General features: G+C 72.5%; 22 protein-coding genes. 15 read left to right on the forward strand and 7 right to left on the reverse strand.

What is annotated here, in order from left to right:
• Positions 1–35 precede the first annotated feature (35 nt).
• Together HNP84_RS39870 and HNP84_RS39875 are read right to left on the reverse strand one after the other, a co-directional pair.
• Entirely contained in the window at positions 36–1,055 is a 1,020-nt protein-coding gene (locus tag HNP84_RS39870; protein WP_185055253.1) for an NADPH:quinone reductase, read from the reverse strand.
• Between the two features lie 72 nt (positions 1,056–1,127).
• On the reverse strand, positions 1,128–2,021 hold the full coding sequence (locus tag HNP84_RS39875) for an aldo/keto reductase (RefSeq protein WP_185055254.1): 894 nt from the start codon (positions 2,019–2,021) through the stop codon (positions 1,128–1,130).
• A gap of 426 nt (positions 2,022–2,447) precedes the next feature.
• Between HNP84_RS39875 and HNP84_RS39880 the strand changes: the two genes are divergently transcribed.
• On the forward strand, positions 2,448–3,035 hold the full coding sequence (locus HNP84_RS39880) for a TetR/AcrR family transcriptional regulator (protein ID WP_185055255.1): 588 nt from the start codon (positions 2,448–2,450) through the stop codon (positions 3,033–3,035).
• A gap of 96 nt (positions 3,036–3,131) precedes the next feature.
• Here HNP84_RS39880 and HNP84_RS39885 read toward each other — a convergent pair whose 3' ends face one another.
• Entirely contained in the window at positions 3,132–3,515 is a 384-nt protein-coding gene (locus tag HNP84_RS39885) for a Fur family transcriptional regulator (RefSeq protein WP_185055256.1), read from the reverse strand.
• A 160-nt stretch (positions 3,516–3,675) separates the two neighbouring features.
• Here HNP84_RS39885 and HNP84_RS52130 point away from each other — a divergent pair, with 160 nt between their 5' ends.
• Both HNP84_RS52130 and HNP84_RS56460 read left to right on the forward strand, forming a co-directional pair.
• A complete protein-coding gene (locus HNP84_RS52130) occupies positions 3,676–3,930 on the forward strand; it encodes a GTP-binding protein (RefSeq protein ID WP_221337347.1) in 255 nt (84 codons plus the stop codon).
• The gene (locus HNP84_RS56460; RefSeq protein WP_221337348.1) at positions 3,873–4,322 is read left to right on the forward strand and encodes a WD40 repeat domain-containing protein; all 450 of its coding nucleotides are present in this window, start codon (positions 3,873–3,875) and stop codon (positions 4,320–4,322) included. Before HNP84_RS52130 ends, HNP84_RS56460 begins: the two co-directional genes overlap by 58 nt.
• Here HNP84_RS56460 and HNP84_RS39900 read toward each other — a convergent pair.
• Together HNP84_RS39900 and HNP84_RS56465 are read right to left on the reverse strand one after the other, a co-directional pair.
• Positions 4,285–5,154, reverse strand: coding sequence for a M56 family metallopeptidase (locus tag HNP84_RS39900; protein ID WP_185055257.1), 870 nt, complete (start codon positions 5,152–5,154; stop codon positions 4,285–4,287). The genes HNP84_RS56460 and HNP84_RS39900 overlap by 38 nt on opposite strands.
• Positions 5,151–5,711 (reverse strand): BlaI/MecI/CopY family transcriptional regulator, encoded by a 561-nt coding sequence (locus HNP84_RS56465; RefSeq protein WP_312926809.1) that lies wholly within the window; start codon positions 5,709–5,711, stop codon positions 5,151–5,153. The genes HNP84_RS39900 and HNP84_RS56465 overlap by 4 nt, the downstream gene beginning before the upstream one ends.
• 139 nt (positions 5,712–5,850) lie before the next feature.
• Between HNP84_RS56465 and HNP84_RS39910 the strand changes: the two genes are divergently transcribed.
• The 11 genes from HNP84_RS39910 (at position 5,851) to HNP84_RS39960 (ending at position 17,544) form a co-directional block, all read left to right on the forward strand.
• Complete coding sequence (locus HNP84_RS39910; RefSeq protein WP_185055258.1) at positions 5,851–6,972, forward strand: GNAT family N-acetyltransferase; 1,122 nt, start codon at positions 5,851–5,853, stop codon at positions 6,970–6,972.
• Positions 6,973–7,500: 528 nt separating this feature from the next.
• Positions 7,501–8,460, forward strand: a complete 960-nt coding sequence (locus tag HNP84_RS39915) for a cation diffusion facilitator family transporter (protein ID WP_312926811.1) — start codon at positions 7,501–7,503, stop codon at positions 8,458–8,460.
• A gap of 200 nt (positions 8,461–8,660) precedes the next feature.
• The gene (locus tag HNP84_RS39920; protein WP_221337349.1) at positions 8,661–9,227 is read left to right on the forward strand and encodes a Chromate resistance protein ChrB; all 567 of its coding nucleotides are present in this window, start codon (positions 8,661–8,663) and stop codon (positions 9,225–9,227) included.
• Positions 9,224–9,655, forward strand: coding sequence for a chromate resistance protein ChrB domain-containing protein (locus HNP84_RS39925; RefSeq protein WP_185055260.1), 432 nt, complete (start codon positions 9,224–9,226; stop codon positions 9,653–9,655). The genes HNP84_RS39920 and HNP84_RS39925 overlap by 4 nt, the downstream gene beginning before the upstream one ends.
• A gap of 13 nt (positions 9,656–9,668) precedes the next feature.
• The gene (gene chrA / locus HNP84_RS39930; RefSeq protein ID WP_185055261.1) at positions 9,669–11,054 is read left to right on the forward strand and encodes a chromate efflux transporter; all 1,386 of its coding nucleotides are present in this window, start codon (positions 9,669–9,671) and stop codon (positions 11,052–11,054) included.
• Between the two features lie 281 nt (positions 11,055–11,335).
• A complete protein-coding gene (locus tag HNP84_RS39935) occupies positions 11,336–12,433 on the forward strand; it encodes a FecCD family ABC transporter permease (protein WP_221337350.1) in 1,098 nt (365 codons plus the stop codon).
• A complete protein-coding gene (locus tag HNP84_RS39940; RefSeq protein ID WP_312926814.1) occupies positions 12,430–13,203 on the forward strand; it encodes a heme ABC transporter ATP-binding protein in 774 nt (257 codons plus the stop codon). The genes HNP84_RS39935 and HNP84_RS39940 overlap by 4 nt, the downstream gene beginning before the upstream one ends.
• Positions 13,200–13,634: a TroA family protein gene (locus tag HNP84_RS39945; protein ID WP_185055263.1), complete on the forward strand. Its 435-nt coding sequence runs from the start codon at positions 13,200–13,202 to the stop codon at positions 13,632–13,634. Before HNP84_RS39940 ends, HNP84_RS39945 begins: the two co-directional genes overlap by 4 nt.
• Before the next feature lie 12 nt (positions 13,635–13,646).
• A complete protein-coding gene (locus HNP84_RS39950; protein ID WP_185055264.1) occupies positions 13,647–14,189 on the forward strand; it encodes an ABC transporter substrate-binding protein in 543 nt (180 codons plus the stop codon).
• Positions 14,190–14,206: 17 nt separating this feature from the next.
• Positions 14,207–15,829: an ATP-binding cassette domain-containing protein gene (locus HNP84_RS39955; RefSeq protein WP_185055265.1), complete on the forward strand. Its 1,623-nt coding sequence runs from the start codon at positions 14,207–14,209 to the stop codon at positions 15,827–15,829.
• On the forward strand, positions 15,826–17,544 hold the full coding sequence (locus HNP84_RS39960) for an ABC transporter ATP-binding protein (RefSeq protein WP_185055266.1): 1,719 nt from the start codon (positions 15,826–15,828) through the stop codon (positions 17,542–17,544). Before HNP84_RS39955 ends, HNP84_RS39960 begins: the two co-directional genes overlap by 4 nt.
• 18 nt (positions 17,545–17,562) lie before the next feature.
• Here the strand turns inward: HNP84_RS39960 and HNP84_RS39965 are convergent, their stop codons facing one another.
• A complete protein-coding gene (locus HNP84_RS39965) occupies positions 17,563–18,237 on the reverse strand; it encodes an alpha/beta fold hydrolase (RefSeq protein ID WP_185055267.1) in 675 nt (224 codons plus the stop codon).
• A 126-nt stretch (positions 18,238–18,363) separates the two neighbouring features.
• Complete coding sequence (locus tag HNP84_RS39970) at positions 18,364–18,894, reverse strand: flavin reductase family protein (protein ID WP_185055268.1); 531 nt, start codon at positions 18,892–18,894, stop codon at positions 18,364–18,366.
• Positions 18,895–19,227: 333 nt separating this feature from the next.
• On the opposite strand from HNP84_RS39970, the gene HNP84_RS39975 reads away from it, so the two are divergent.
• Positions 19,228–20,256 carry a BMP family ABC transporter substrate-binding protein gene (locus HNP84_RS39975; RefSeq protein ID WP_185055269.1) on the forward strand — a complete coding sequence of 343 codons (1,029 nt, stop codon included), beginning with the start codon at positions 19,228–19,230 and terminating at the stop codon, positions 20,254–20,256.
• The last annotated feature ends 2 nt before the right edge of the window (positions 20,257–20,258 follow it).

A 20,258-nucleotide genomic window follows, 5' to 3' on the forward strand; every position in this document is an offset into this window, starting at 1 on the left:
TCATCGTTCTCCTCGGCGGTCGAGCCGGCCGGACGTCACCATGCGACGTCCACCAGGACCTTGCCGACCGCGCCGCCCTCCACAGCCCGGTGGGCGTCGGCGGTGCGGTCGAGCGGAAAGCGGACCAGGGGCAAGCCGTGCTCCTCCCCGACCGGCAGGGCGCCGTCGCGGACCGCGGCGGCGACGTCCTCGGCGGCCGCGGCGCGCACCTCCGGACCGGCCGTGTAGAGCACCAGGAACTGGAAGCGGGCGTTCAGCACCATGTTCCGCAGCACGTCCAGTTCGACCGGTTTGCCACCGTCGTTGGCGTAGGTCGAGATCGTGCCGCGCGTCCGCAGCACGGCCAGGTCCAGGGCGAGGTTCGCGCCGAGCGCCACCTCGGCGACGATGTCGACGCCGTCCGGGGCGACCTTGCGGATCTCGGCGGCCGGGTCGCCCTCGCGATAGTTGATCACGTGGTGGGCGCCCGCGGCGGTGGCCAGCCGGGCCTTCTCCGGGCCGCTGACCGTGCTGACCACGGTGGCCCCGGCCCACCGGGCGAGCTGGATCACCGCGTGCCCGACCGCCCCGGCCCCGCCCGCGGCGAGCACCACCCTGCCGTCGAGCGCGCCGGGCCGCAGACGGCTCGGCCCGTCCTCGGCGACGGTGAGCGCGCGGTGCGCGGTGAGCGCGGGGACGCCGAGTGAGGCGCCGACGTCGAAACCGGCCGCGTCGGGCAGCGGCACGGCCTGCTCGGCGGGGACGACGGTGAACTCGGCGGCGGTGCCGGTGGGCCGCCCGGCGGCGGCCATGAACAGCCAGACCCGCTGACCGACCCGGCTCTGATCGACCCCCTCACCGACGGCGTCGATCACGCCGGCGCCGTCCAGGTGCGGAGTGACCTCCGGGAACCTCTTGGGGCCCGCGGCGCCGGAACGGGCCTGCCAGTCGGTCGGGTTGACCCCGGACACGGCGATCCGGACCCGAACCTCGCCTGGGCCGGGCACGGGCAGGTCGCGCTCGACGAGCCGAAGAACGTCGGGGCCGCCGTTGTCGCGGTAGACGATGGCCTTCATTGTCAGTGATCACTCCACTCGGTGGTGATGCCGTGGCAGAACAGGGCGTCCATGGCCGTACGCGTCTCCCGGCTAACCGATCGGGATGTCGGCGGAGCGGGACTCGACGGCGTCGAGGACGGCGAGGGTGGCGTCGTCGAGGGTGATCTCGCCGACCGCCATGTTGGCCTCAAGGTGGGCGGCGTCGGCGGTGCCGGGGATGAGCAGCACGTTCGGGGCGTGGTGCAGCAGCCAGGAGAGGCCGACCTGGGCGGGCGTGACGCCCAGCGACTCGGCCACGGCGCGGACGGCCGGCTCCTCGGTGACCTTGGGCAGGCCCGGGAAGGCCCCGCCGAGCGGGAAGAACGGCACCCAGGCGATGCCCTCGGCGGTGCACAGCCGCAGCATGTCCTCGTCGTCGCGGGAGACGAGACTGTAGGCGTTCTGCACGCAGACGATGCCGGCCGGCAGGGCGCGGCGCAGGCCGTCGAGGGTGACGCTGCTCAGGCCGATCGCGCCGATCTTGCCCTCGTCGCGCAGGGCGATCATGGTCGCGAGCTGGTCGTCGAGATCGACCACCTGGTCGCCCTCGGGGCGCAGGCCGGGTCCGGTGTCCAGGCGCCGGAGGTTGACCACCGGGATCCGATCGACGCCGAGGCTGCGCAGGTTGTCCTCGACGCTGGCCCGCAACTGCTCGGGCCGCTGCGCGACCCGCAGCGGCAGGCGCCCGTCCGGGTCGGGGTCGGCGCCGACCTTGGTGACGACCAGAACATCGTCTTCGGGGCGCAGGGCTTCGCGGATCACGGCGTTGGCGAAGCCGAAGCCGTAGAACTCGGCGGTGTCCACGTGATTCACGCCCAGTTCGACCGCGCGGCGCAGCAGCGCGACGGCCTCGGCGCGGCGGTCGTGCAGGCGCTCGAGCTGGAGCGCGCCGTAGCCGAGCCGGGACACGGCCCGGCCGGCGAACGGAGCGGTAGAGGTGCTCATGAGTGTCTCCTCGATCGATGATCGCAACACGGTGTACGACGGGCGGACGCAGAGCGCCTGGACGATCGCCGTGGCGCGCTCCCGGGCCCGAGCCGCCCCAGGCCGACGTCCATCGGCGGCTACGACGCCTTCCGCACGGTGGCACCGGCCCCGGCGACACGCCCCCGGGCCTGACCGGCGATCAGGGGTGAGCTGCCCAGTTCGTCATCCTCACCGCACGACCCCGGTCGCTCGGCAGGTCGTGAGCCGCCCTCGCCCGACGTTCCCATGGCCCACACCCTACGGCTATGGAATGACAGATAGCAATATTTGTCAGCCAGATATCGACAGACACTCGCAGCTCTTTGACTTCTGTCAGTGCGCTAACGTACGTTCCTCGCTGGGGAAGCCCGGCGGCCCGGCAGGGAGGCTCGACAAGGAGGTCTGATGCGCGGGGAGCCACTCGACGCGGAGACGATCGTGTCGGCCACCGAGGAGGTGCTGCGCCGCCACGGTCCGGAAAAGGCCACGGTGCTGGATGTCGCGCGGCTGCTGGGAGTGAGCCACGGGAGCGTGTACCGGCATTTTCCGTCCAAGGCGGCGCTGCGCGAGGCCGTGATCCGGCGCTGGCTGGACCGGGTGCAAGAGCAGCTCGCCGCGGCGGTTCAGGCTCCCGGACTGACCCCGCCCGACCGGTTGCGCGCCCTGCTCACCGCCATGTTCGCCGCGAAGTGGGCGAAGGCGAGGGAAGACCCGGAACTGTTCGCCACCTTCCGGGTGCTGGCGATGGAGCACAGCAGCGTGTCCTCGGCCCATATCGCCTTCCTGCTCGCCCAGATCCGCGCCATCGTCGCCGACGGCATCGCCGGCGGCGACTTCGCAGCCGGTGAGCCAGAGGTGATCGCGCGAGCCGTCCTCAACGCGACCAGCCGCTTCCACCACCCGACGCACGCCCCGGAGTGGCGCTCCCCCGAGGTCGAAGCGGAGTCCGAGGATGTCGTCTCGCTCATCCTCAACGGCATCCGGGCACGGTGACGGCCGCCTCAGGCGATCAGGCGGCAGGGCGCCGCTGACGACGCCGCCGGTGACCGTCGCCCGCCCCCGACCCAGGGGCGCGCCAGGCGAACGCGCTCACGAGGCCCGCCGGCAGGCCGGGCAGATGCCGTAGATCTCTTCGGGCTGGAACCCGTCCATGTCCTCCTCCCCCGAGCGCTCGATCACCAGCCTGCAGATCCTGCAGATGAGGTGGTGATGCCTGACAGGCCCGCAGAGCCGGTAGGTCGCCTCCCCGACCTGGGAGAACACGTGGACCAGGCCCGCCATGGCCAGCGAGGACACCGCCCGGTACACCGTGCTGAGGCCGATCGCCTCGCCCCGTTCGACGAGTTCGAGATGGATCTGCTGAGCCGCGACCGGCCGCGTGTGCCCCGCCAAAACCTCAAGGACGGCGATCCGGTGCGGGGTCACCCGGATACCGGCCTCTTCGAGCACCACCTGCCAGCGTGTGCCGACCATGTCCACCACCATCCGACTTGACAATGGTTTTCATTTTCCTACAGGGTTTGAGCCGAATGCACCAGCCCTCAGTGAGGAGAGATCGTGTTTCGGCGGCTACGCCTGCGCGGCTCGGCCCCGGCGATCCCGGCCGTACACCACCTCAGAGAGGACGCAGCCCATGGCCGACGACCGCGTACCCGTGACCGTGCTCACCGGCTTTCTCGGATCGGGCAAGACCACGCTGCTCATCAAGACGCACCTGGACGAGGTCAAACCCGAGGGCGTGGAGAACGAAGCCGTCGAGCAGGTCGGCTTCGGCTCGCGTTCGGTGGGCCGCCTCCGAGCGGGTGGCCGTCGCCGACGGCCGGGGCGCGGGTGCTCGACCGGTCAGGCCAGGAGCTGTGGCGTACGGCCGACGCCCCGAGCACGGTGACCGACCTGGCCTGGACGCGCGACGGCAGGCGCCTGGCCGTGTGCGCCTACAACGGCGTGTACTGCCACGAACGCCACCAGGCCGCACCGGTGGCCGCGTACCCCGACGGCGGCTCGCACCTGGCCATCGCGATCACTCCCAACGGGCGCTGGATCTGTACCGGCAACCAGGACTCCAGCATCCGCATCTGGCGCGCCCGCGACGCCGCCGAGCCGACCATGTCGGGCTACAACGCCACGCCTGATCCCCGGGCACGACGGCGTCCGCCTGTGGCGGGTGCAGGTGGGGCGTCCCGGCCGGACCATGACGGCGTTGCGGACGCGGCGAGCATGACCGCCTCATGCGACCGGCAGCTCAAACCAGCAGAAGCACGAAGCTGGCGTAGTGACTGAAGGTAGGTGAGATCGCGCTTCCGGTGGCCATCCATGCCCCGCTGAGCAGGACGGGGCCGGTGATGCGGTTGTCCGGCGGCGTCTCGCGCAGCAACGCCTGGACGCGCCGGGCCACCTGGAAATCGGCGGCGCCGGGATACCAGGCCGGGGTGGCCGCGGGGTTGGCGAGGGCCACGCGCGCGATCGTGCGCGCGGTCAGGGCACGGTCGCCGACGGCTTCCGCGGCGTCCTCGTCGGCCCAGCGCTCAAGGGCCAGACGCAAGGCGCGGTGCGCGCCCGCCAGCGCGGGGACGATGCGGGCGGCGAGGGCGCCGAACATCAGATACAGGTGATGGCGGTGCTTGATGTGCGCGGCCTCGTGGCGGAGCACCACCTCCAGTTCGCGGCCGGTCAGCAGCCTGACCAGGCCGGTGGAGAGGATCACCCCTCCGTCTCTTCCGGGCAGGGCGGCGGCGAAGGGGCGTTCGTCGGCCACCACTCCCGTGCCCAGGTTACGCACGTGCCGCAGATCCGCCCGCTGCCGGAGCACGGTGCGGACCCCCGCGACGGTCATGGCGCACAGGGCCAGGGCGGCCACGACGGCGACCGGCATGGGCACCGGTCCGTGCTCCAGGAAGAAGTCGCCGACGATGCCGGCGTCGGCGGCCGTCACGGCGGTCACCGCGGCCAGGATGGCGAACAGGAGCGTGCAGAGCACGGCGAGGACCGTGGCGCCGATGAGAACGGCGAGGATCCGGGCGGTCCACGCGGGATGCATGCGGGGCTGCCGCCAGGACATGAGCAGGGCCGCGGCGAAGGGAAGCGACGCCGGGATGTAGATCTCCAGGCTCATGCGTCGCTCCTGTGCTCGTCGAGGAGCGCACGCAGCGCCGCCTCTTCCTCGGGGCTCAGACCGTGGACGAAGTGGGTGAGCACTCCCGACGGATCGTGGGCCAGGCGAAGGTGGCCGAACATGCGTTCCGCCGCCAGCCCGGATTCGTCGGCGGTCAGGCGGTACACGTACGCCCGCCCCTTCCTCGCGCGCTCGACCAGGTTCTTCTCCAGCAACCGGAACAGGATGGTGTTGACGGTGGTGTAGGCGGTGCCACCCTCCAGGCGCTCGGCTATGTCGCCCGGGGACAGGAAGTCATCGGCGCCGGCGAGTACGGCGAGGACTTCCGCCTCCAGTTGCCCTAATTTGCGGCGCGGCATCGCATCGACCTCGCTCCTCTCCTCGCTCGGGCGGCCGGGCAGATGCGTCCCGATGCGCCGTGCCGGACCACTGGCCTCCGGCTTCACCCGAACCGTCCGCACACTACTACGGTTGTCATGGTTTCGTCCGGCACGGCGCACCTCGCCCCGAACATGCGCCTCGGCACCATGCCGTCCCGGACCACCGCCGACGCTCACCGCACGCCCCCTCCACCGAGTTTTCACGGCTTTGGCCTGGCCGGCCGTGCACCTATTACATATGTAGTAGCTTGTCGTCACGCCCCGACCGAGCTCACATCCGAGCCCGAGCGCTTCACCCGAGCCCGACGAGGAGTTCATGAAGATCACGGTAGTGAAACCCGGTGACCTGGGCCCGGGCGAGGCCGAGACGTGGCGCACCCTCCTGCGGTCCGGGTCGCCCCTCGTCAACCCATTCCTGTGCCCGGAGTTCACCATGGCGGTCGGGCGACTCCGCGCTGACGTACGGGTGGCGGTCATCGAGGACGGCGGCCGTATCGCGGGGTTCTTCCCGTTCGAGCGGCACAGGTTCGGCATCGGCAAACCGGTCGGCTCCGGCCTCACCGACGCGCAGGGCGCGATCCTCGCGCCCGGGGTACGTCTCGACGTCCCCTGGTTGCTGAAGTCCTGCGGGTTGAGCGTGTGGGAGTTCGACCACCTGGTCGCCGACCAGTTCCCCGCGTATCATTCGAGCCGCCACCCCTCGCCGATCATCGATCTGCGCGGCGGCCTGGAGGGCTATCTCACCGAGATGCAGAAGAACTCCGGCAAGACCTACAAGAGCACCGCCTACAAGGAGCGCAAGCTCGGCCGCGAGGTCGGCGAGGTGCGCCACGACTACGCCGTCACCGACCCCGAGGCGCTGCGCACGCTGCTGGGCTGGAAGAGCGGCCAGTATCGCCGGACCGGGCGCAGCGACCGGTTCGCACGCCCGTGGATCACCCGACTGGTGGAAGACCTCCTCCAGGTGAACACCCCCGGCTTCGCCGGGGTGCTCGATCTGGTGTACGCCGGCGACCGGCCCATCGCCGGACATTTCGGCCTGCGCAGTGACACCGTCCTGGCGGGCTGGTTCCCGGCCTACGACATCTCCTTCGCCCGCTACTCCCCTGGGCTCATCCAGCACCTCGCCATGGTGAAGGCGGCGGCCCAGCGCGGGATCCTGGTGATCGACCTGGGCAGAGGCGAGAAGGAGTACAAGGAGAAGCTGAAGAACGGCGAGCTGGAGGTGGCCGAGGGACGCCTCACCCGCCCGACGCCGTCGGCCGGGCTGCACTGGCTGATCCGCGTGCCGATCCGAGGCGCCCGCAACACCGTCCTCAGCCATCCGCAATTGCTGCGCCCCGCCGACAAGATGCTCAAGATGAGCGGCACGCTGCGCGGAGTATTGCGCGGGCGAGAGAGCGCCGCGCGGGGCGGCTCACGAGATATTCGGAGTTGAGCGGTCAACGGCCACGCGAAATGACACATCGCCGACGCCGCTGTCGCCGGCGGCACTCCCCTGAGCGCGGCGTGAGCGCCTGACATGCCCCTGCACATGCCACAACGCCTTTCATGAAGCGGGGATGCTGTTGCACCCAATACGCAACTAGGCATCATCGACAAATACCCACTTTCGGCGTTTTATCGGCACCCAATTCCCAACTTGCATAATCACCAAATGCTCCGCTTAAATCAGATAAGGGATGTGAAATGGGGTGACCGGCCACGCGCGCCACGCCGGCCGCGACGGCCCTGCCCCTGACGACGAACGGGTGCACTGATGGCGCAAGCAGGTCGGCATTCCGAACACGAGCACCTGCGGGAGCACGCTTACGGCCAGGGGCATGACCACGGCCAAGGGCACGAGCACGGGCACGACCAAGGGCACGGGCACGGACACGGGCATGAGCACGGACACGGGCACCAGCGCGGGCACGGGCATGGACATGCCGGCGGGCGGTTCGCCGGGCGTCGGCTATGGGCTGAAGTGCGTCATCTGTTCACTCCGCACTCCCATGACGCGGCCGATTCCGTGGACGACGCGCTGGAGGCGAGCGGCCAGGGCATCCGCGCGTTGAAGATCAGTCTCGTGGGCCTGGGCGTCACCGCGCTGCTGCAGTTGGTGATCGTCGCGGTCAGCGGTTCGGTGGCGTTGCTGGCCGACACGGTGCACAACTTCGCCGACGCGCTCACGGCGGTGCCGCTGTGGTTCGCCTTCGTGCTGGGACGGCGGGCGGCGACCCGCCGCTACACCTACGGCTACGGCCGGGCCGAGGACATCGCCGGTGTGTTCATCGTGCTGACGATCGCGGCCTCGGCCGCACTCGCCGGGTACGAGTCCATCCGCAGGTTCTTCGATCCGCAGGAGGTCACCAACGTCGGCTGGGTGTTCGCGGCCGGATTGATCGGATTCGCGGGCAACGAGCTCGTGGCCGTCTACCGGATCCGGGTGGGGCGGCGCATCGGCTCGGCGGCGCTCGTGGCCGATGGCCTGCACGCGCGTACGGACGGGCTCACCTCGCTCGCCGTGGTCTTCAGCGCGGCCGGGGTGGCCCTCGGTTTCCCGCTGGCCGACCCGATCGTCGGCCTGATCATCTGCGCCGCCATCGTGATGGTCCTCGTCCGGGCGGCCAGGGAGATCTACTGGCGGCTGATGGACGGCGTCGATCCGGCGCTGATCTCGCGGGCCGAGGAGGCGCTGTCGTCCGCCCCCGGAGTGACCGGCGTGGACACCGTGCGGATGCGCTGGGTCGGGCATCGGCTGCGCGCCGAGGTCGCCATCCGCGCCACCGGCGACCTGTCGTTCGCCGAGGCGCACGATGTCGCCGACCGGGCCAGGGACGCGCTGCTGCGCGGCGTGCCCAAGCTGGTCGACGCGCTGGTTCACGTGAGCCCCCCATCCCCGGCCAGGGCAGGCGCGGACACGCCCGCGCGGAACCGCCCCTGAGTATCGGTGTGCCGCCACGCTCGGTGGCGTGGCGGCAACCGTCGCCTGCCGCGGCTCGACGCCGTCACCGTCGCGCGGCGCCGCCCCCTTTCCCCGCCGTAGAGCGGCTCTCCTCCGAGGAGAGCGTCGCCGGTGAGCCCTTGCCTGATCCCCTACCTCCACTGGTACCGTAACCATGGTTACTGAAACAGAGGTACTTCATGGATCAGCCTGGGAACTGGGTGCTGCTGGCCTACCGGATGCCACGCGAGCCGTCGGCGCCGCGGATCGCCGTCTGGCGCAAGCTGGAGCGCCTGGGGGTGGCCCGGCTGGGCGATGGCCTGGTCGGGCTGCCCGCCGACGCGCGTACCCGCGAGCAGGTCGACTGGATCGCCGAGGAGATCACCGCCGGGGGCGGCAGCGCCACCGTATGGCTGGCCACGCCCGGCAGCCTGGCCCAGGAGCGCGCCATCGCCGAGCAGATGCAGGCCGCGCGCCGCGCGGAGTACGAGATGATCATCGTTCAGGCCAGGGCCGCCGAAGGCGCCAGAGCGGGCGAACGCTCGCGCGTGGCCAATCGGCTGCGGGCCGAGCTGCGCCGCGTCGAGCGCCGCGACTTCTTCCCGCCCGCCGAGCGCGACGCCGCCCACCAGGCGGTGCGCGCCCTGTCGGCGCCCCCGGAGGCGGCCGGCGACGGCGCGCGGGCGGGCGAGGCCGGTGACGGCGCCACGGCCGCCCTGATACAGGACGCCGAGGGAGCCGGTGCGCCGGAAGGGCGGGCGCGATGAGGTGGGCGACCCGGGCGGGGGTGCACATCGACCGGGCGGCGTGCGCCTGGCTGATCCGCCGCCACCTCGACCCCGAGGCCACGTTCGTGTTCGTCGACGACCCGGCCCAGGTGCCCGCCGACGCCACGCCCTTCGACATGCGCGGCGTGGAGCTGTCCCACCACGGCGCCGACTGCAGCTTCGAGACGATCCTGCGCACCTACGACCTGACCGACCCCGTGCTGTGGAAGATCGCCGAGATCGTGCACGAGGCCGACATCGAGGACGAGCGCTACGAGGCGCCCGAGGCGCCGGGCCTGGACGTCGTCCTGCGCGGGCTGTCGATGACCTGCGACGACGACCGTGTCCTGGAGGTGAGCGGCCCGTTGTTCGACGGGCTGTACGAGTACTACCGCCGGGCGTTCCTGCTCGGCCGCCCGCCCGCGTGACCCGGAGGCGACGATGACCGATTCACGGCAGGAACCCTCCTCCGCGGGGGCCGTGCCCGCCGGCGATGTGATCCCGTTCGGACAGGCCGTACGCGCCTGGTTCCTGATCTCGCTGCAGACCTTCGGCGGGCCCGCCGGGCAGATCGCGGTCATGCAGCGCACTTTGGTGGAGGAGAAACGCTGGATCGGCCAGCAGCGCTTCAACCACGCCCTGAACTACTGCATGCTGCTGCCCGGCCCGGAGGCCCAGCAGCTCGCGATCTACGTCGGCTGGCTGCTGAACGGCACCCGCGGCGGCCTGGTCGCCGGCACCCTGTTCGTACTCCCCGGCATGCTCGCGCTGCTGGTGCTGTCGGCCGTGTACGTCATCTGGCAGGACACCACGGTGGTGACCGCGCTGTTCGCCGGGATCGCCCCGGCCGTGCTGGCCATCGTCGCCCAGGCCGTCATCCGTGTCGCCAGACGCTCCCTGACCCACCCGGCGTTCGTCGCGCTCGCCGTGGCCGCCTTCGCCGCTCTCGCGCTGTTCGCGGTGCCGTTCCCCGTCGTCATCGCCGTGGCCGCGCTCATCGGCTGGACGGTGCGCCAACTCGCCCCGCGGGCGTTCCAGAAGGGCGGCGGGCACGGCGGCGACGGCGGTCCCGCCCCGCTGATCCCCGACGACGCCCTGCACCACGCCCGGCCCAGTTGGCGTTCGGCGGGCACGATCCTGGCCGTCGGACTCGCGGCCTGGTGGCTGCCGGTCGCCGCCGTCGCCCTGGTCACCGGCACCGACAGCGTCTTCACCACCCAGGGCCTGTTCTTCTCCGGCACCGCCCTGGTCACCTTCGGCGGCGCCTACGCCGTGCTGGCCTTCGTCGCCCAGCGCGCCGTGGAGACCTACGCCTGGCTCACCCCGGGCGAGATGGTGCGCGGCCTGGCCCTGGCCGAGACCACTCCCGGCCCGCTCATCATGGTCGTGCAGTTCGTCGCCTTCCTCGGCGCCTACCGCGACCCCGGCGCGCTGACCCCGTGGGCCGGGGCACTGCTGGGAGCGCTGCTGACCACCTGGGTCACCTTCGTGCCCTGCTTCCTGTTCATCTTCCTCGGCGCCCCCTACGTCGAGCGGCTGCGGCACAACACCGCCATCGGCGCCGCGCTGACCGGCATCACCGCCGCGGTCGTGGGCGTCATCGCCAACCTCGCGCTCTACTTCGCCCAGCACACCCTGTTCGCCACGACCCGCATGGAGACCTTCGGCCCGCTGCACCTCCAGGTGCCCGACCTCGCGAGCGTCAACGTACTGGCGCTGGTCATCACCACCGCCGCACTGGTCATGACGTTCGTGCTGCGCTGGCCGATGCTGCGCATCCTGGGCGTCTGCGCCCTGCTCGGCATCGCCTCCCTCCTGCTGCCCTGACCGGGCGGCCAGGGCGAGGGGGTGGGTCCACAGGCCCCCGCCGGTGAGCGGCGTGGGGGGAGGTCGCCGTCGTCATGCGCCGGTGACGGCCACTTGACCGGCCGTGTGCCGTTCACGTGCGGGGTGGTGGCCATGCGATCGGTGCCGGTACCCCCGCTATGTCATGCATTTGCTCATGAGTACGATTGCGATAACCATTTCCATCATGACGATGTAAGAGACATATGCCGAAGGAAGCATCCGCCGCCGCTGAAGATCATGCTCGGCAGGCGGCACGGGACGTGCCGGCCCCGCCCGTTCCCGACCGCGCGGTCACGGGCGACCTCCCCGCGCGGTCGCCCCGGCGCCGGTCCCGCCGGAGAGCCGTCGTCACGCTGGCGGCGACCCTGGGCGGGCTGGTCGTGCTGCTGGTGGTGGCGGGCGGCGTGGCGATCTCGCTCGGCCCGGTCTCGGTCCCCCCGGGCGACGTCGTGGCGATCCTCGCCGAGCATCTCGGAGTGCCCCTGGGAGAGGTGACGACACGGGAGGCGCTGGTGGTCGAGCAGATCCGGCTGCCGCGAGTGCTGGTGGCGGTGCTGGTCGGGGCCGCTCTCGGGCTGGCGGGCTCGGTGATGCAGGCGTTGTTCGGCAATCCGCTGGCGGAACCGGGGGTGACCGGGGTGTCGGCCGGGGCGGCGGTCGGCGCGGTGCTGGCCATCACGTCCGGCGCGGCCGGCACGTTCGTGTTGCCCGCGGCGGCGTTCGCCGGCGCCCTGCTCACGGTGGGGGCGGTCTACGGCATCGCCGCTCTGAGCCGCAGCCGTGGCCTGGCCACGGTGCTGCTGGTGGGCATCGCGCTCAACGCGCTGCTCGGGGCGGTGGTCTCGGCGCTCGTGGCCAACGCGCCCGACGAGCAGTCGCTGCGCGGCATCGTGTTCTGGTTGCAGGGCGACCTGGACGCCCGTACCTGGGAGCACGTGCGCCTGGTCCTGCTACCGGTGCTCGCCGGCGTCGCGGCCACCGTGGTGTTCTCCCGGGACCTGAACGTCATGCTGCTCGGCGACGACGCCGCCCGCACCAGCGGGGTGGACGTCGCCCGTACGCGGAACGTGCTGCTGGTGCTGGCCTCGTTGCTGACCGGAGCGGCGGTGTCGGTGAGCGGGGTGATCGGTTTCGTGGGGCTGGTGGCTCCGCATGTGATCCGATTGATCGCAGGTCCCGACCATCGGCTGCTGCTTCCGGCGAGCGCGCTGCTGGGGGCGGTGTTCCTGGTGTCGGCCGACACGGCGGCGCGGATGTTGCCGGCCCCGGTGACGCTGCAGACCGGAGTGGTCACGGCACTGGCCGGCGCGCCGGTGTTCCTGCTGCTGGTGCTGTGGTCCCGCCGGAGCACCGCGTGATCGTGGTCGACGGCCTGCGGGTGGAGGCCGGAAAGTCGGTGATCCTCGACGGGGTGGACCTGACGGTGCCGCCCGGAAGGATGCTCGCCCTGGTCGGGCCGAACGGCGCCGGGAAGACGACCCTGCTGCGCACGATCGCCGGGCTGCACCGGCCCAGCCGCGGCCGGGTGCTGCTGGAGGATCGGCCGGTGCACAGCCTGCGGCCCCAGGTGCTGGCCCGCCGGATCGCCTATCTGCCGCAGGACACCGCGCTGTCGTTCCCCTTCACCGCCTACCAGGTGACGCTCATGGGCCGGCATCCGCACATGGGCCGGTTCGCCTTGGAAGGGGCGGCCGACCACGAGGCGGCCGAGCAGGCCATGGCCGCGACCGGCACAACCCGGCTGGCCGACCGGAGCATGGCCACTCTCTCCGGCGGAGAGCGCCAGCTCGTGCTGCTGGCCAAGGCGCTCGCCCAGGACGCCCCGGTACTGCTGGCCGACGAGCCGGTCTCCGCCTTGGACCTGCGCCACCAGCTCGCCGTGCTGCAACTGCTGCGGGCCTGCGCCGACGCCGGCCGGACGGTGCTGGTGGTGCTGCACGACCTCAACCTCGCGGCGCGCTACTGCACGGAGCTGGCTCTGCTGGCCGGCGGCCGGGTGCTCGCCGCCGGTGAGCCGGCGCACGTGCTCACCCCGGCACATCTGCACGAGGCCTACGGCGTGCGCGCGGTGGTCCGCCGCGACGACGTGACCGATTCCCTCACCGTTACCGCCCTGGAGACCACGTGAACCGCATCCTCGCCGGGCTGAGCGCCGCCGTGCTCGGCCTGTCCCTGCTGACCGGCTGCGCATCGGACGCCGGCGACGGCCCATCCGCGCAGCCGGCGGACCGGACCTCCTACCCGCGCACCGTCGAGGTGCCCGGCGACCCGCCGCGTCAGGTGACCCTGCCGAGCCGGCCGATGCGGATCGCCGCACTCTCGGCGGACGTGGCCGAGGCCGCCGTGGAACTCGTCGGCGCCGAACGGCTCACCGCGATCCCGGCCTCGTCCGCCAACCCGTCGCTGTCCAGCCACGCCCGGGAAATGGCGGCAGTACCGACCAAGCTGCCGCCGGGCACCGGCCCCGATCCCGAACAGATCATCTCCTTGAACCCGGACCTGATCCTGATCACCACCCGGCACGGTGGCGAGCAGGACGCCCAGGCGGTGCTCGCCTAGGCCGGCATCCCGATGATCGCCATCGGCAACAACTGGGGCACCCTGGAAGAGGTCAAGCAGAACCTGACCCTGCTCGGGCGGGCGCTCGGCGCCGAGGCCAAGGCCGGCGAGCTCACCGCCGAGCTCGACCGGCGCGCGGGCGCCGTGGCGGAGAAGGCCGGCGCGGCCACCGGCCGGCCGAGCGTGGCGATCCTGTCCAACCAGGCGGGCCGGCCGTTCATCAACGCGGCCGACGTGCTCACCTCCGACCTGGTCAAGCGCGCGGGCGGCACCCTGGTCGCCGAACGAATCGGCCTGCGCACCACCGCACCGGTCTCCGCAGAGCAGCTCATCGCGGCGAAGCCGGACGCGATCCTGCTGATCGACGTCACCGGCAAGGGCCGCGACTCCTACCGCTCGCTCCTGGACAACCCCGCCGTGGCCGAGCTGGCCGCCGTCCGGGAGGACCGCGTCAAGTTGCTGCCCGCGCGGATCTCCTACGGCGTCGGCGGCGTGCACCTCGCCGACGGGCTGGAGGAGATGGCCCACTGGCTGCACCCGGAATCGTTCCGATGAGCGGGGCGGCGTCACCCGTGACACGACTGGAGGTCCCGGCACGGGGCCACGTCCTCGCGGCGCTGGCGTGCGGCTGGCTGACCGCGGCGGGACTGTGCCTGTGTTACCTGGGTGTCGGCCGCCTCATCGACCAGGTGGTGAGCGAGGGCGCGATCGACTGGCGGGCGCCGGCGCTGATGGGGGCGGGCATCGCCCTCGCCGTCGCCGGGGTGCTCGGCCAGGGCGGCGCGAGCGGGAAGGGCGAGGCCGCCGCCGAGATCAGCGTACGCGCGCGGATCCACCGGTCCATCCTCGCCCGCGGCCCGCACGGCGACCCTCACGCGGCCGGTGGCCCGGTCACGGGCTCGCTCGCCTCGCTGGCCACCGACGGAGCCGCCCGGGTCGCCGCCTGGCGGGGCGGCTTCCTCGGCCGGCTCATCGCATCGGTCACCACCCCGCTGGTCGTGGTGGCGATCGTCGCGGTGGCCGTCGATGCGGCCTGGGCGGCGGCGCTGCTGGCGGTCGTGGTCGCCGTGCCGGTGGTGGTCGGCGGGTTCCAGCGGCTGTTCCGCGCGTCCACCGCCGCGTACCAGACCCAGTCGCGGCGGCTGGCGGCGCTCTTTCTGGAGTCCGTCCAGGGACTGCGGCTGCTCGCCTTGCTCGGCGCGGCCGAGCGTCAGTCGCGCCTGCTGGCAGCGGAGAGCGAACGGCAGCGCCGCGCGACCATGCGGCTCCTGGCCGGCAACCAGCTTGTCCTGCTCATCACGGATGTGGTGTTCTACGGAGCGCTGATCGGGGCGGGCACCGCTGTGGCACTCGCACGGAACGCCTCGGGCGCGATCTCCCTGGGCACCGCGGTGGCGCTGGTGCTGATCTCGTTGCTGTTGACGGAGCCCATCAGCGTCGTCGGCCAGTTCTTCTACATCGCCATGACCGGCCGGGCGGCGGAGCGCCAGGTCCTCCACGCCCTCGCCGGCACGGGCCGGAGCGCCGCCGTTCCCCCGCCCGCGGCCGGCGACGGCGGTGCCGCGGTCGAGCTGGTCGCGGTCACCGCCGGGCACGGTGACGGCCCCGCCGTCCTGGAGGGGATCGATCTGCGGGTCGCGCATGGGGAGATGGTGGCCCTGGTGGGCCCGTCGGGGTCGGGTAAGTCCACGCTGTTGTCGGTGGTGGCCGGCGAGCTCGCGCCCCGCGCGGGGACGATCCGGCTCTCGGCGCCCGATGGCGGACCGGCGAGGCCCGTCCTCGTACCGCAGCGTGCCTGGCTGTTCACCGGCACCATCGCCGGCAACCTACGGCTGGCCGACCCCGCGGCCGATGAGCAGAGGCTGTGGTCGGTCCTGCGGCAGGCGCACCTGGCGGCGGAGGTACAGGCGATGCCGGGCGGGCTCGGCGCACGCGTCGGCGAGGAGGGGCTCACCCTCTCCGGCGGCCAGGCGCAACGGCTGGCGCTTGCCCGCGCGCTGCTCGCCGATGCCGGCGTCCTGCTCCTCGACGAGCCGACCAGCCATATCGACACCCGCTCCGAGCGGCTCATCATCGACTCCCTGCGACGGCTGCGCGGCACGCGGACCATCCTCGTGGCCACGCATTCGGCGGCGCTGATCGGGGGCGCGGATCGCGTCATCGAGATCGCCGACGCACGGGCGGTGGCCCGGTGATCCGCAGGCTGGCCGCGTTCGCCCGGCCCTTCGCGGCCCCGCTCGCGCTGTCCACGGCGCTGCGCGTCGTCCAGCTCGCCCTGGGAATCGGAGTCCTGGCGGTCGCGGTCCACGCGGTCGCCCTCGCCGATCGCGCCGGCGGCGGGGAGAGCCCGCCGGGCGTCGCCGGGGCCCTGGGGCTGATCGCCCTGCTCGCCCTCGGCAAGGGCGCCGCACGTTATGGGGAGCAGTATCTCGGGCACTGGGTGGCCTTCTCCGTGCTGGCCCGGCTGCGGACCGTCTTCTTCGACGCCCTTGCCCGGCAGGCGCCGGGCGTGCTCTACCAGCACCGCTCCGGCGACCTCACCGCCCGGGCCACCGCGGACATCAACCGGGTCGAGGTGTTCTACGCCCATACGATCGCGCCGGCCATCGCCGCCGCCGTCGTCTCGCTCGGCGCGGCCGGATATCTCTCGGCGGCCGCCCACCCGGCACTCGCGGCGATCCTGCTCGCCGGGGCGGCGGTCTCCGGCCTGGCCGTGCCCCGGCTCTGGCGGCGCCGGCTCCAGCGCACCGCGCGGCAACGCCAGCACACCCGCGGGCAGATCGCCGCGCACATCACCGACACCATCGGCGGGCTGCGGGAGCTGACACAACTGCGCGCCGTCGGACACTGGCAGCGGCACCTCGGCGAGCTGGACGCCGACGCCGCCGCCCGCACCCGCTCGCTGGCCTCCCGCACCGCGGCCCGCCGCGCCGCCAACACCGCCGTCTTCGCGACGACGGTCTGCGCCGTCGCGCTGGCCGGGGCGTACCTGTGGCAGGACGGACGGCTCGACCGCCAGGCGTGGTGGATCTCGGTCGCGATCGCCGTGGCCATGGCGCCCGCGCTCACGGCGGTGGAGGCGTTCGCCGGCGAGTTCGGCACCACCCTGGCCGCCGCCCAGAGACTCTTCGCCGTCATCGACGCCTCGCCCGCTCCGGCCCGCCCCGTCCAGGCGCGGCCGGCCGTCACCGCCCGGCGTCCGGCGGGAGCCGCGGTACGCCTGCGCGGGGTCCGGTTCGCCTACCCGGGCCCGGCCGGTGAGGCCGCACCGGTTCTCGGCCACATCGACCTCGACCTCCCCGCCGGATCGACGACGGCGGTCCTCGGGGCGACCGGCAGCGGCAAGTCCTCCCTGGGTTACCTGCTGGCCGGCTGCCTGTCCCCCACGGCCGGCGCGATCACCCTGGACGACGTGGACCTGCGCGACATCCCGGACGAAGAGCTGCGGCGCCGGGTGGCGCTCGCCGATCAGCGGCCGTTCTTCTTCTCGGGAACCATCGCCGACAACCTCCGGCTCGCCCGGCCCGGCGCCGACGAGGCCGAACTGTGGCACGTCATCGATGCCGTGGAGCTCGGCGACACCGTCCGGGCTCTGCCCGATCGGTTGCACACCCGCCTCACCGAGCGCGGCGCCAACCTGTCCGGCGGCCAGTCGCAGCGGCTCTCGCTCGCCCAGGCGCTGCTGCGGCGGCCCTCCCTGCTGATCTGCGACGAGGTCACCAGCCAACTGGACGCCGCCACGGAGGCGCGCCTCCTCGGCAGGCTGCACCGGGAACTGGCCGGATGCACCACGGTGTGGATCACCCACCGCTCGGCGACCGTCCACGCCGCAGACCGGGTCGTGGTGCTCGAAGGCGGCCGAATCACCGAACCCCGGCCACCGAACGGGTCTCCCCACCCTGGCCTTTGATCTCGGGGATTCGGGCGGTCATGACGTGCGCCCGGTGGTGTGGGCGCGCAGCAGCGCGGCGAGCTCGGCGTCGGCGGTCCCGGAGGTGTACGGGACGAGGCGTGCGGCGGGGGCGTGCTCGCGCAGCCGGGCGAGTGCGGAATCCGGCAGGACACGGTGCAGGACGGTGACCGGCGTGCCCTCGGCGGCCAGCCCGGCCAGCCGCTCCCACAGGGCCTCGTCGTCGGTCCCGGCGTCCTTGGGCGGGTTCTCGCCCGGCGCGGGGTGGCCGGGCAGCGTGTCGAGCAGGATCAGGGCCCGCACCAGCTCGGGGCGGCGGGCGGAGAGCGCCAGCGCGGTGAGCGCGCCCAGGCCGGTCGCGGCCACCACCTCGGCCGTGGGCGCCAGCGACTCCACCGCCTCGGCGACGGGGAGCACCAGCCTGCGCGGCGCGTACAGGGCGGTGGGGCGGCGGCTGGACCCGCCGTGCCCCGGCAGGTCCAGGGCCACCGCGGGGTGACCGAACGCGGACAGCGCGCCGTCCCAGTCGCGGGCGCTGCCGCCGGCGGCGTGCAGCAGCAGCGCCTCGGGCGGCCCGGCGCCCCAGGCGACGCCGCTCACATGCTCTCCGGTGGAGACGGTGACCCAGCGGCGCCGCGCCGGCCGAGGATCGGGCAGCAGGGCGAACTCCTGCCGCGAGGCGGTTGCCGACATCGGTTCCTCCTGCTTGCGGGGGGCGGCGGCGACCGGCTCGGCGGGGTGGCCGGCGGCAGGATGGCGCGCACCGTGTGGCCGGGATCGAGCGAGGCGCCGGGGGTCGTGGACCACCATCTGGACCGGTCAGGGGTGGGCGATGAACCTGCCGAACCGGCCGCGGTGGTACAGGAGGGGGTGACCGGGGCCGCGGACGTCGGCCTCGGCGACCAGGCCGACGACCAGGGTGTGGTCGCCCACCTCGACCTGGTCGTAGGGCAGGCACAGCAGGTGGGCGGTGACGTCGCGGAGCAGGGGCGCGCCGAGCGGGCCGGGGCTCCAGCGGGTGGGCGGGGCGAAGCGATCGACGTCCTTGCTGGCGAACCGGGCCGCGAGCTCGGCCTGGTCGGCGGCCAGGACGTTGACGGCGAAGTGGTCGGCCGCGCGCAGCAGCGGCCAGGTGCTGGACTCCTGGTTCACGTAGAAGGAGACCAGGGGCGGGTCCAGGCTGACGGAGGAGAACGAGGTGGCGGTCAGCCCGACGGGGATGCCGTCGGTCTGCGCGGTGATCACGACGACGCCGGCGGCGTGCACGGCGAGGGCGCGCCGGAACTCGGCGTCGTCCACGGAACGGCCGGCCAGGGGCGCGGGCAGGGGTGCGGGCAGGGTCTCGGTCATGCTGCTGATCCTTCGCTCGATCGGCGGAACGGCCCGGCGGCGCCGGGACGGGGTGGGGGAAGTCCGCGATCAGCGACACTGGGCGCTGGCGATGTGGCCGTAGTCCACATGCGCGCGCCGCGTCAGGTGCAGCCCTTGGCTCATGGTTCAACGTTAGGCCAGGACGGACAGAATTGCAATAATCCCTACCTGCTTTAGGGGGATTCCTGATGCCTCGGCGGCCGACCGGGACGCAACTCTGCTATAACCAGGTAGGAAATATCTAGATATGCTCCTGAGCGACGCCACGTACCGTTCCGTGCGCGCGCCAACGGAAGACAAGAGCCAGGAACCATGCGAATCCTCCCAGTCCTCGCCGCGGCCGCCGCGCTCCTGTCCCTCGCCGCGTGCGGGGGCGAGGGCGCGGACGGCTCGGACGCCTCCGCCTCCTCCGGCAAGTCGATCATCCTGATCACCCCCAACCCGGTCGGCACCAACAGCTTCCTCCAGCTCGGCGTCAAGGGCGCCGAGGCCGCCGCCAAGGAGATCGGAGCGTCCTTCAAGCTCTACGAGAGCAAGGACCCGACCTCGATCGCACAGAACGTGGACGCCGCCGTACGCGCGAAGCCGACCGTGATCGTCGGCATCAGCTTCTCCTTCGACGACGTCTTCAGCACGGTGCCCAGGCAGCACCCCCAGCAGCAGTTCCTACAGGTCGACTCCTGCGCCAAGGACCAGGCGCCCAACCTGACCTGCGTGTCGTTCAAGGAGCACGAGGCGGCCTACCTCGCCGGGATCGAGGCGGGCATGCTCAGCCGGAGCGGCAGGATCGGCGTGGTGGCGGCGCTGGACACGCCGTTCGTCCACCGCTGGATCGAGCCGTTCTTCCAGGGCGCCAAGTCGGTCGAGGAGGGCGTCGAGGGCACTCCCCTGTACGTCGGCGGCGCCAACCCCTTCAGCGACCCCGCCCGCGCCAAGTCGCAGGCCCAGACCCTAACCGGGCGCGGCGTGGACGTCATCGCGGCCGCCGCCTCGGGCGGCAACCAGGGCGTGTTCGAGGCGGTGGCCGCCACCGGCGCCAAGGCGTTCGGCGTGGACGTCAACCAGTGCGGCCAGAGCGCGGGCAACGTCATCGACAACGTGCTCAAGCACGTGGACGTGGCCGAGAGCGCCGCGATCAAGGAGATCGCCGCCGGCAGGACCGGCGGCGTCAAGGTGTACGGCCTGGCCGAGGGCGGCGTGGGCGTGAACGCGCTGGAGGCCGGCGTGGCCTCCTCCGGCTGCACCGTGGCGTCCAGCCCGGACGTGATCGCCAAGGTCAAGCAGGCGCGCGACGACATCGTGGCCGGCAAGATCACCGTCGCCGACCCGCTGAAGGGCTAGGC

The sequence above is a fragment of the Thermocatellispora tengchongensis genome (genome assembly GCF_014202315.1).
Taxonomy (GTDB): Bacteria; Actinomycetota; Actinomycetes; order Streptosporangiales; family Streptosporangiaceae; genus Thermocatellispora; species Thermocatellispora tengchongensis.

What these genes read in the sequence shown, in the direction of transcription:
- HNP84_RS39870 (WP_185055253.1), bottom strand. Translation starts at nt 1,055, where the DNA reads ATGAAGGCCATCGTCTACCGCGACAACGGCGGCCCCGACGTTCTTCGG.
- HNP84_RS39875 (WP_185055254.1), bottom strand. Translation starts at nt 2,021, where the DNA reads ATGAGCACCTCTACCGCTCCGTTCGCCGGCCGGGCCGTGTCCCGGCTC.
- HNP84_RS39880 (WP_185055255.1), top strand. Translation starts at nt 2,448, where the DNA reads ATGCGCGGGGAGCCACTCGACGCGGAGACGATCGTGTCGGCCACCGAG.
- HNP84_RS39885 (WP_185055256.1), bottom strand. Translation starts at nt 3,515, where the DNA reads ATGGTCGGCACACGCTGGCAGGTGGTGCTCGAAGAGGCCGGTATCCGG.
- HNP84_RS52130 (WP_221337347.1), top strand. Translation starts at nt 3,676, where the DNA reads ATGGCCGACGACCGCGTACCCGTGACCGTGCTCACCGGCTTTCTCGGA.
- HNP84_RS39900 (WP_185055257.1), bottom strand. Translation starts at nt 5,154, where the DNA reads ATGAGCCTGGAGATCTACATCCCGGCGTCGCTTCCCTTCGCCGCGGCC.
- HNP84_RS39910 (WP_185055258.1), top strand. Translation starts at nt 5,851, where the DNA reads ATGAAGATCACGGTAGTGAAACCCGGTGACCTGGGCCCGGGCGAGGCC.
- HNP84_RS39920 (WP_221337349.1), top strand. Translation starts at nt 8,661, where the DNA reads ATGGATCAGCCTGGGAACTGGGTGCTGCTGGCCTACCGGATGCCACGC.
- HNP84_RS39925 (WP_185055260.1), top strand. Translation starts at nt 9,224, where the DNA reads ATGAGGTGGGCGACCCGGGCGGGGGTGCACATCGACCGGGCGGCGTGC.
- chrA (WP_185055261.1), top strand. Translation starts at nt 9,669, where the DNA reads ATGACCGATTCACGGCAGGAACCCTCCTCCGCGGGGGCCGTGCCCGCC.
- HNP84_RS39950 (WP_185055264.1), top strand. Translation starts at nt 13,647, where the DNA reads ATGATCGCCATCGGCAACAACTGGGGCACCCTGGAAGAGGTCAAGCAG.
- HNP84_RS39965 (WP_185055267.1), bottom strand. Translation starts at nt 18,237, where the DNA reads ATGTCGGCAACCGCCTCGCGGCAGGAGTTCGCCCTGCTGCCCGATCCT.
- HNP84_RS39970 (WP_185055268.1), bottom strand. Translation starts at nt 18,894, where the DNA reads ATGACCGAGACCCTGCCCGCACCCCTGCCCGCGCCCCTGGCCGGCCGT.
- HNP84_RS39975 (WP_185055269.1), top strand. Translation starts at nt 19,228, where the DNA reads ATGCGAATCCTCCCAGTCCTCGCCGCGGCCGCCGCGCTCCTGTCCCTC.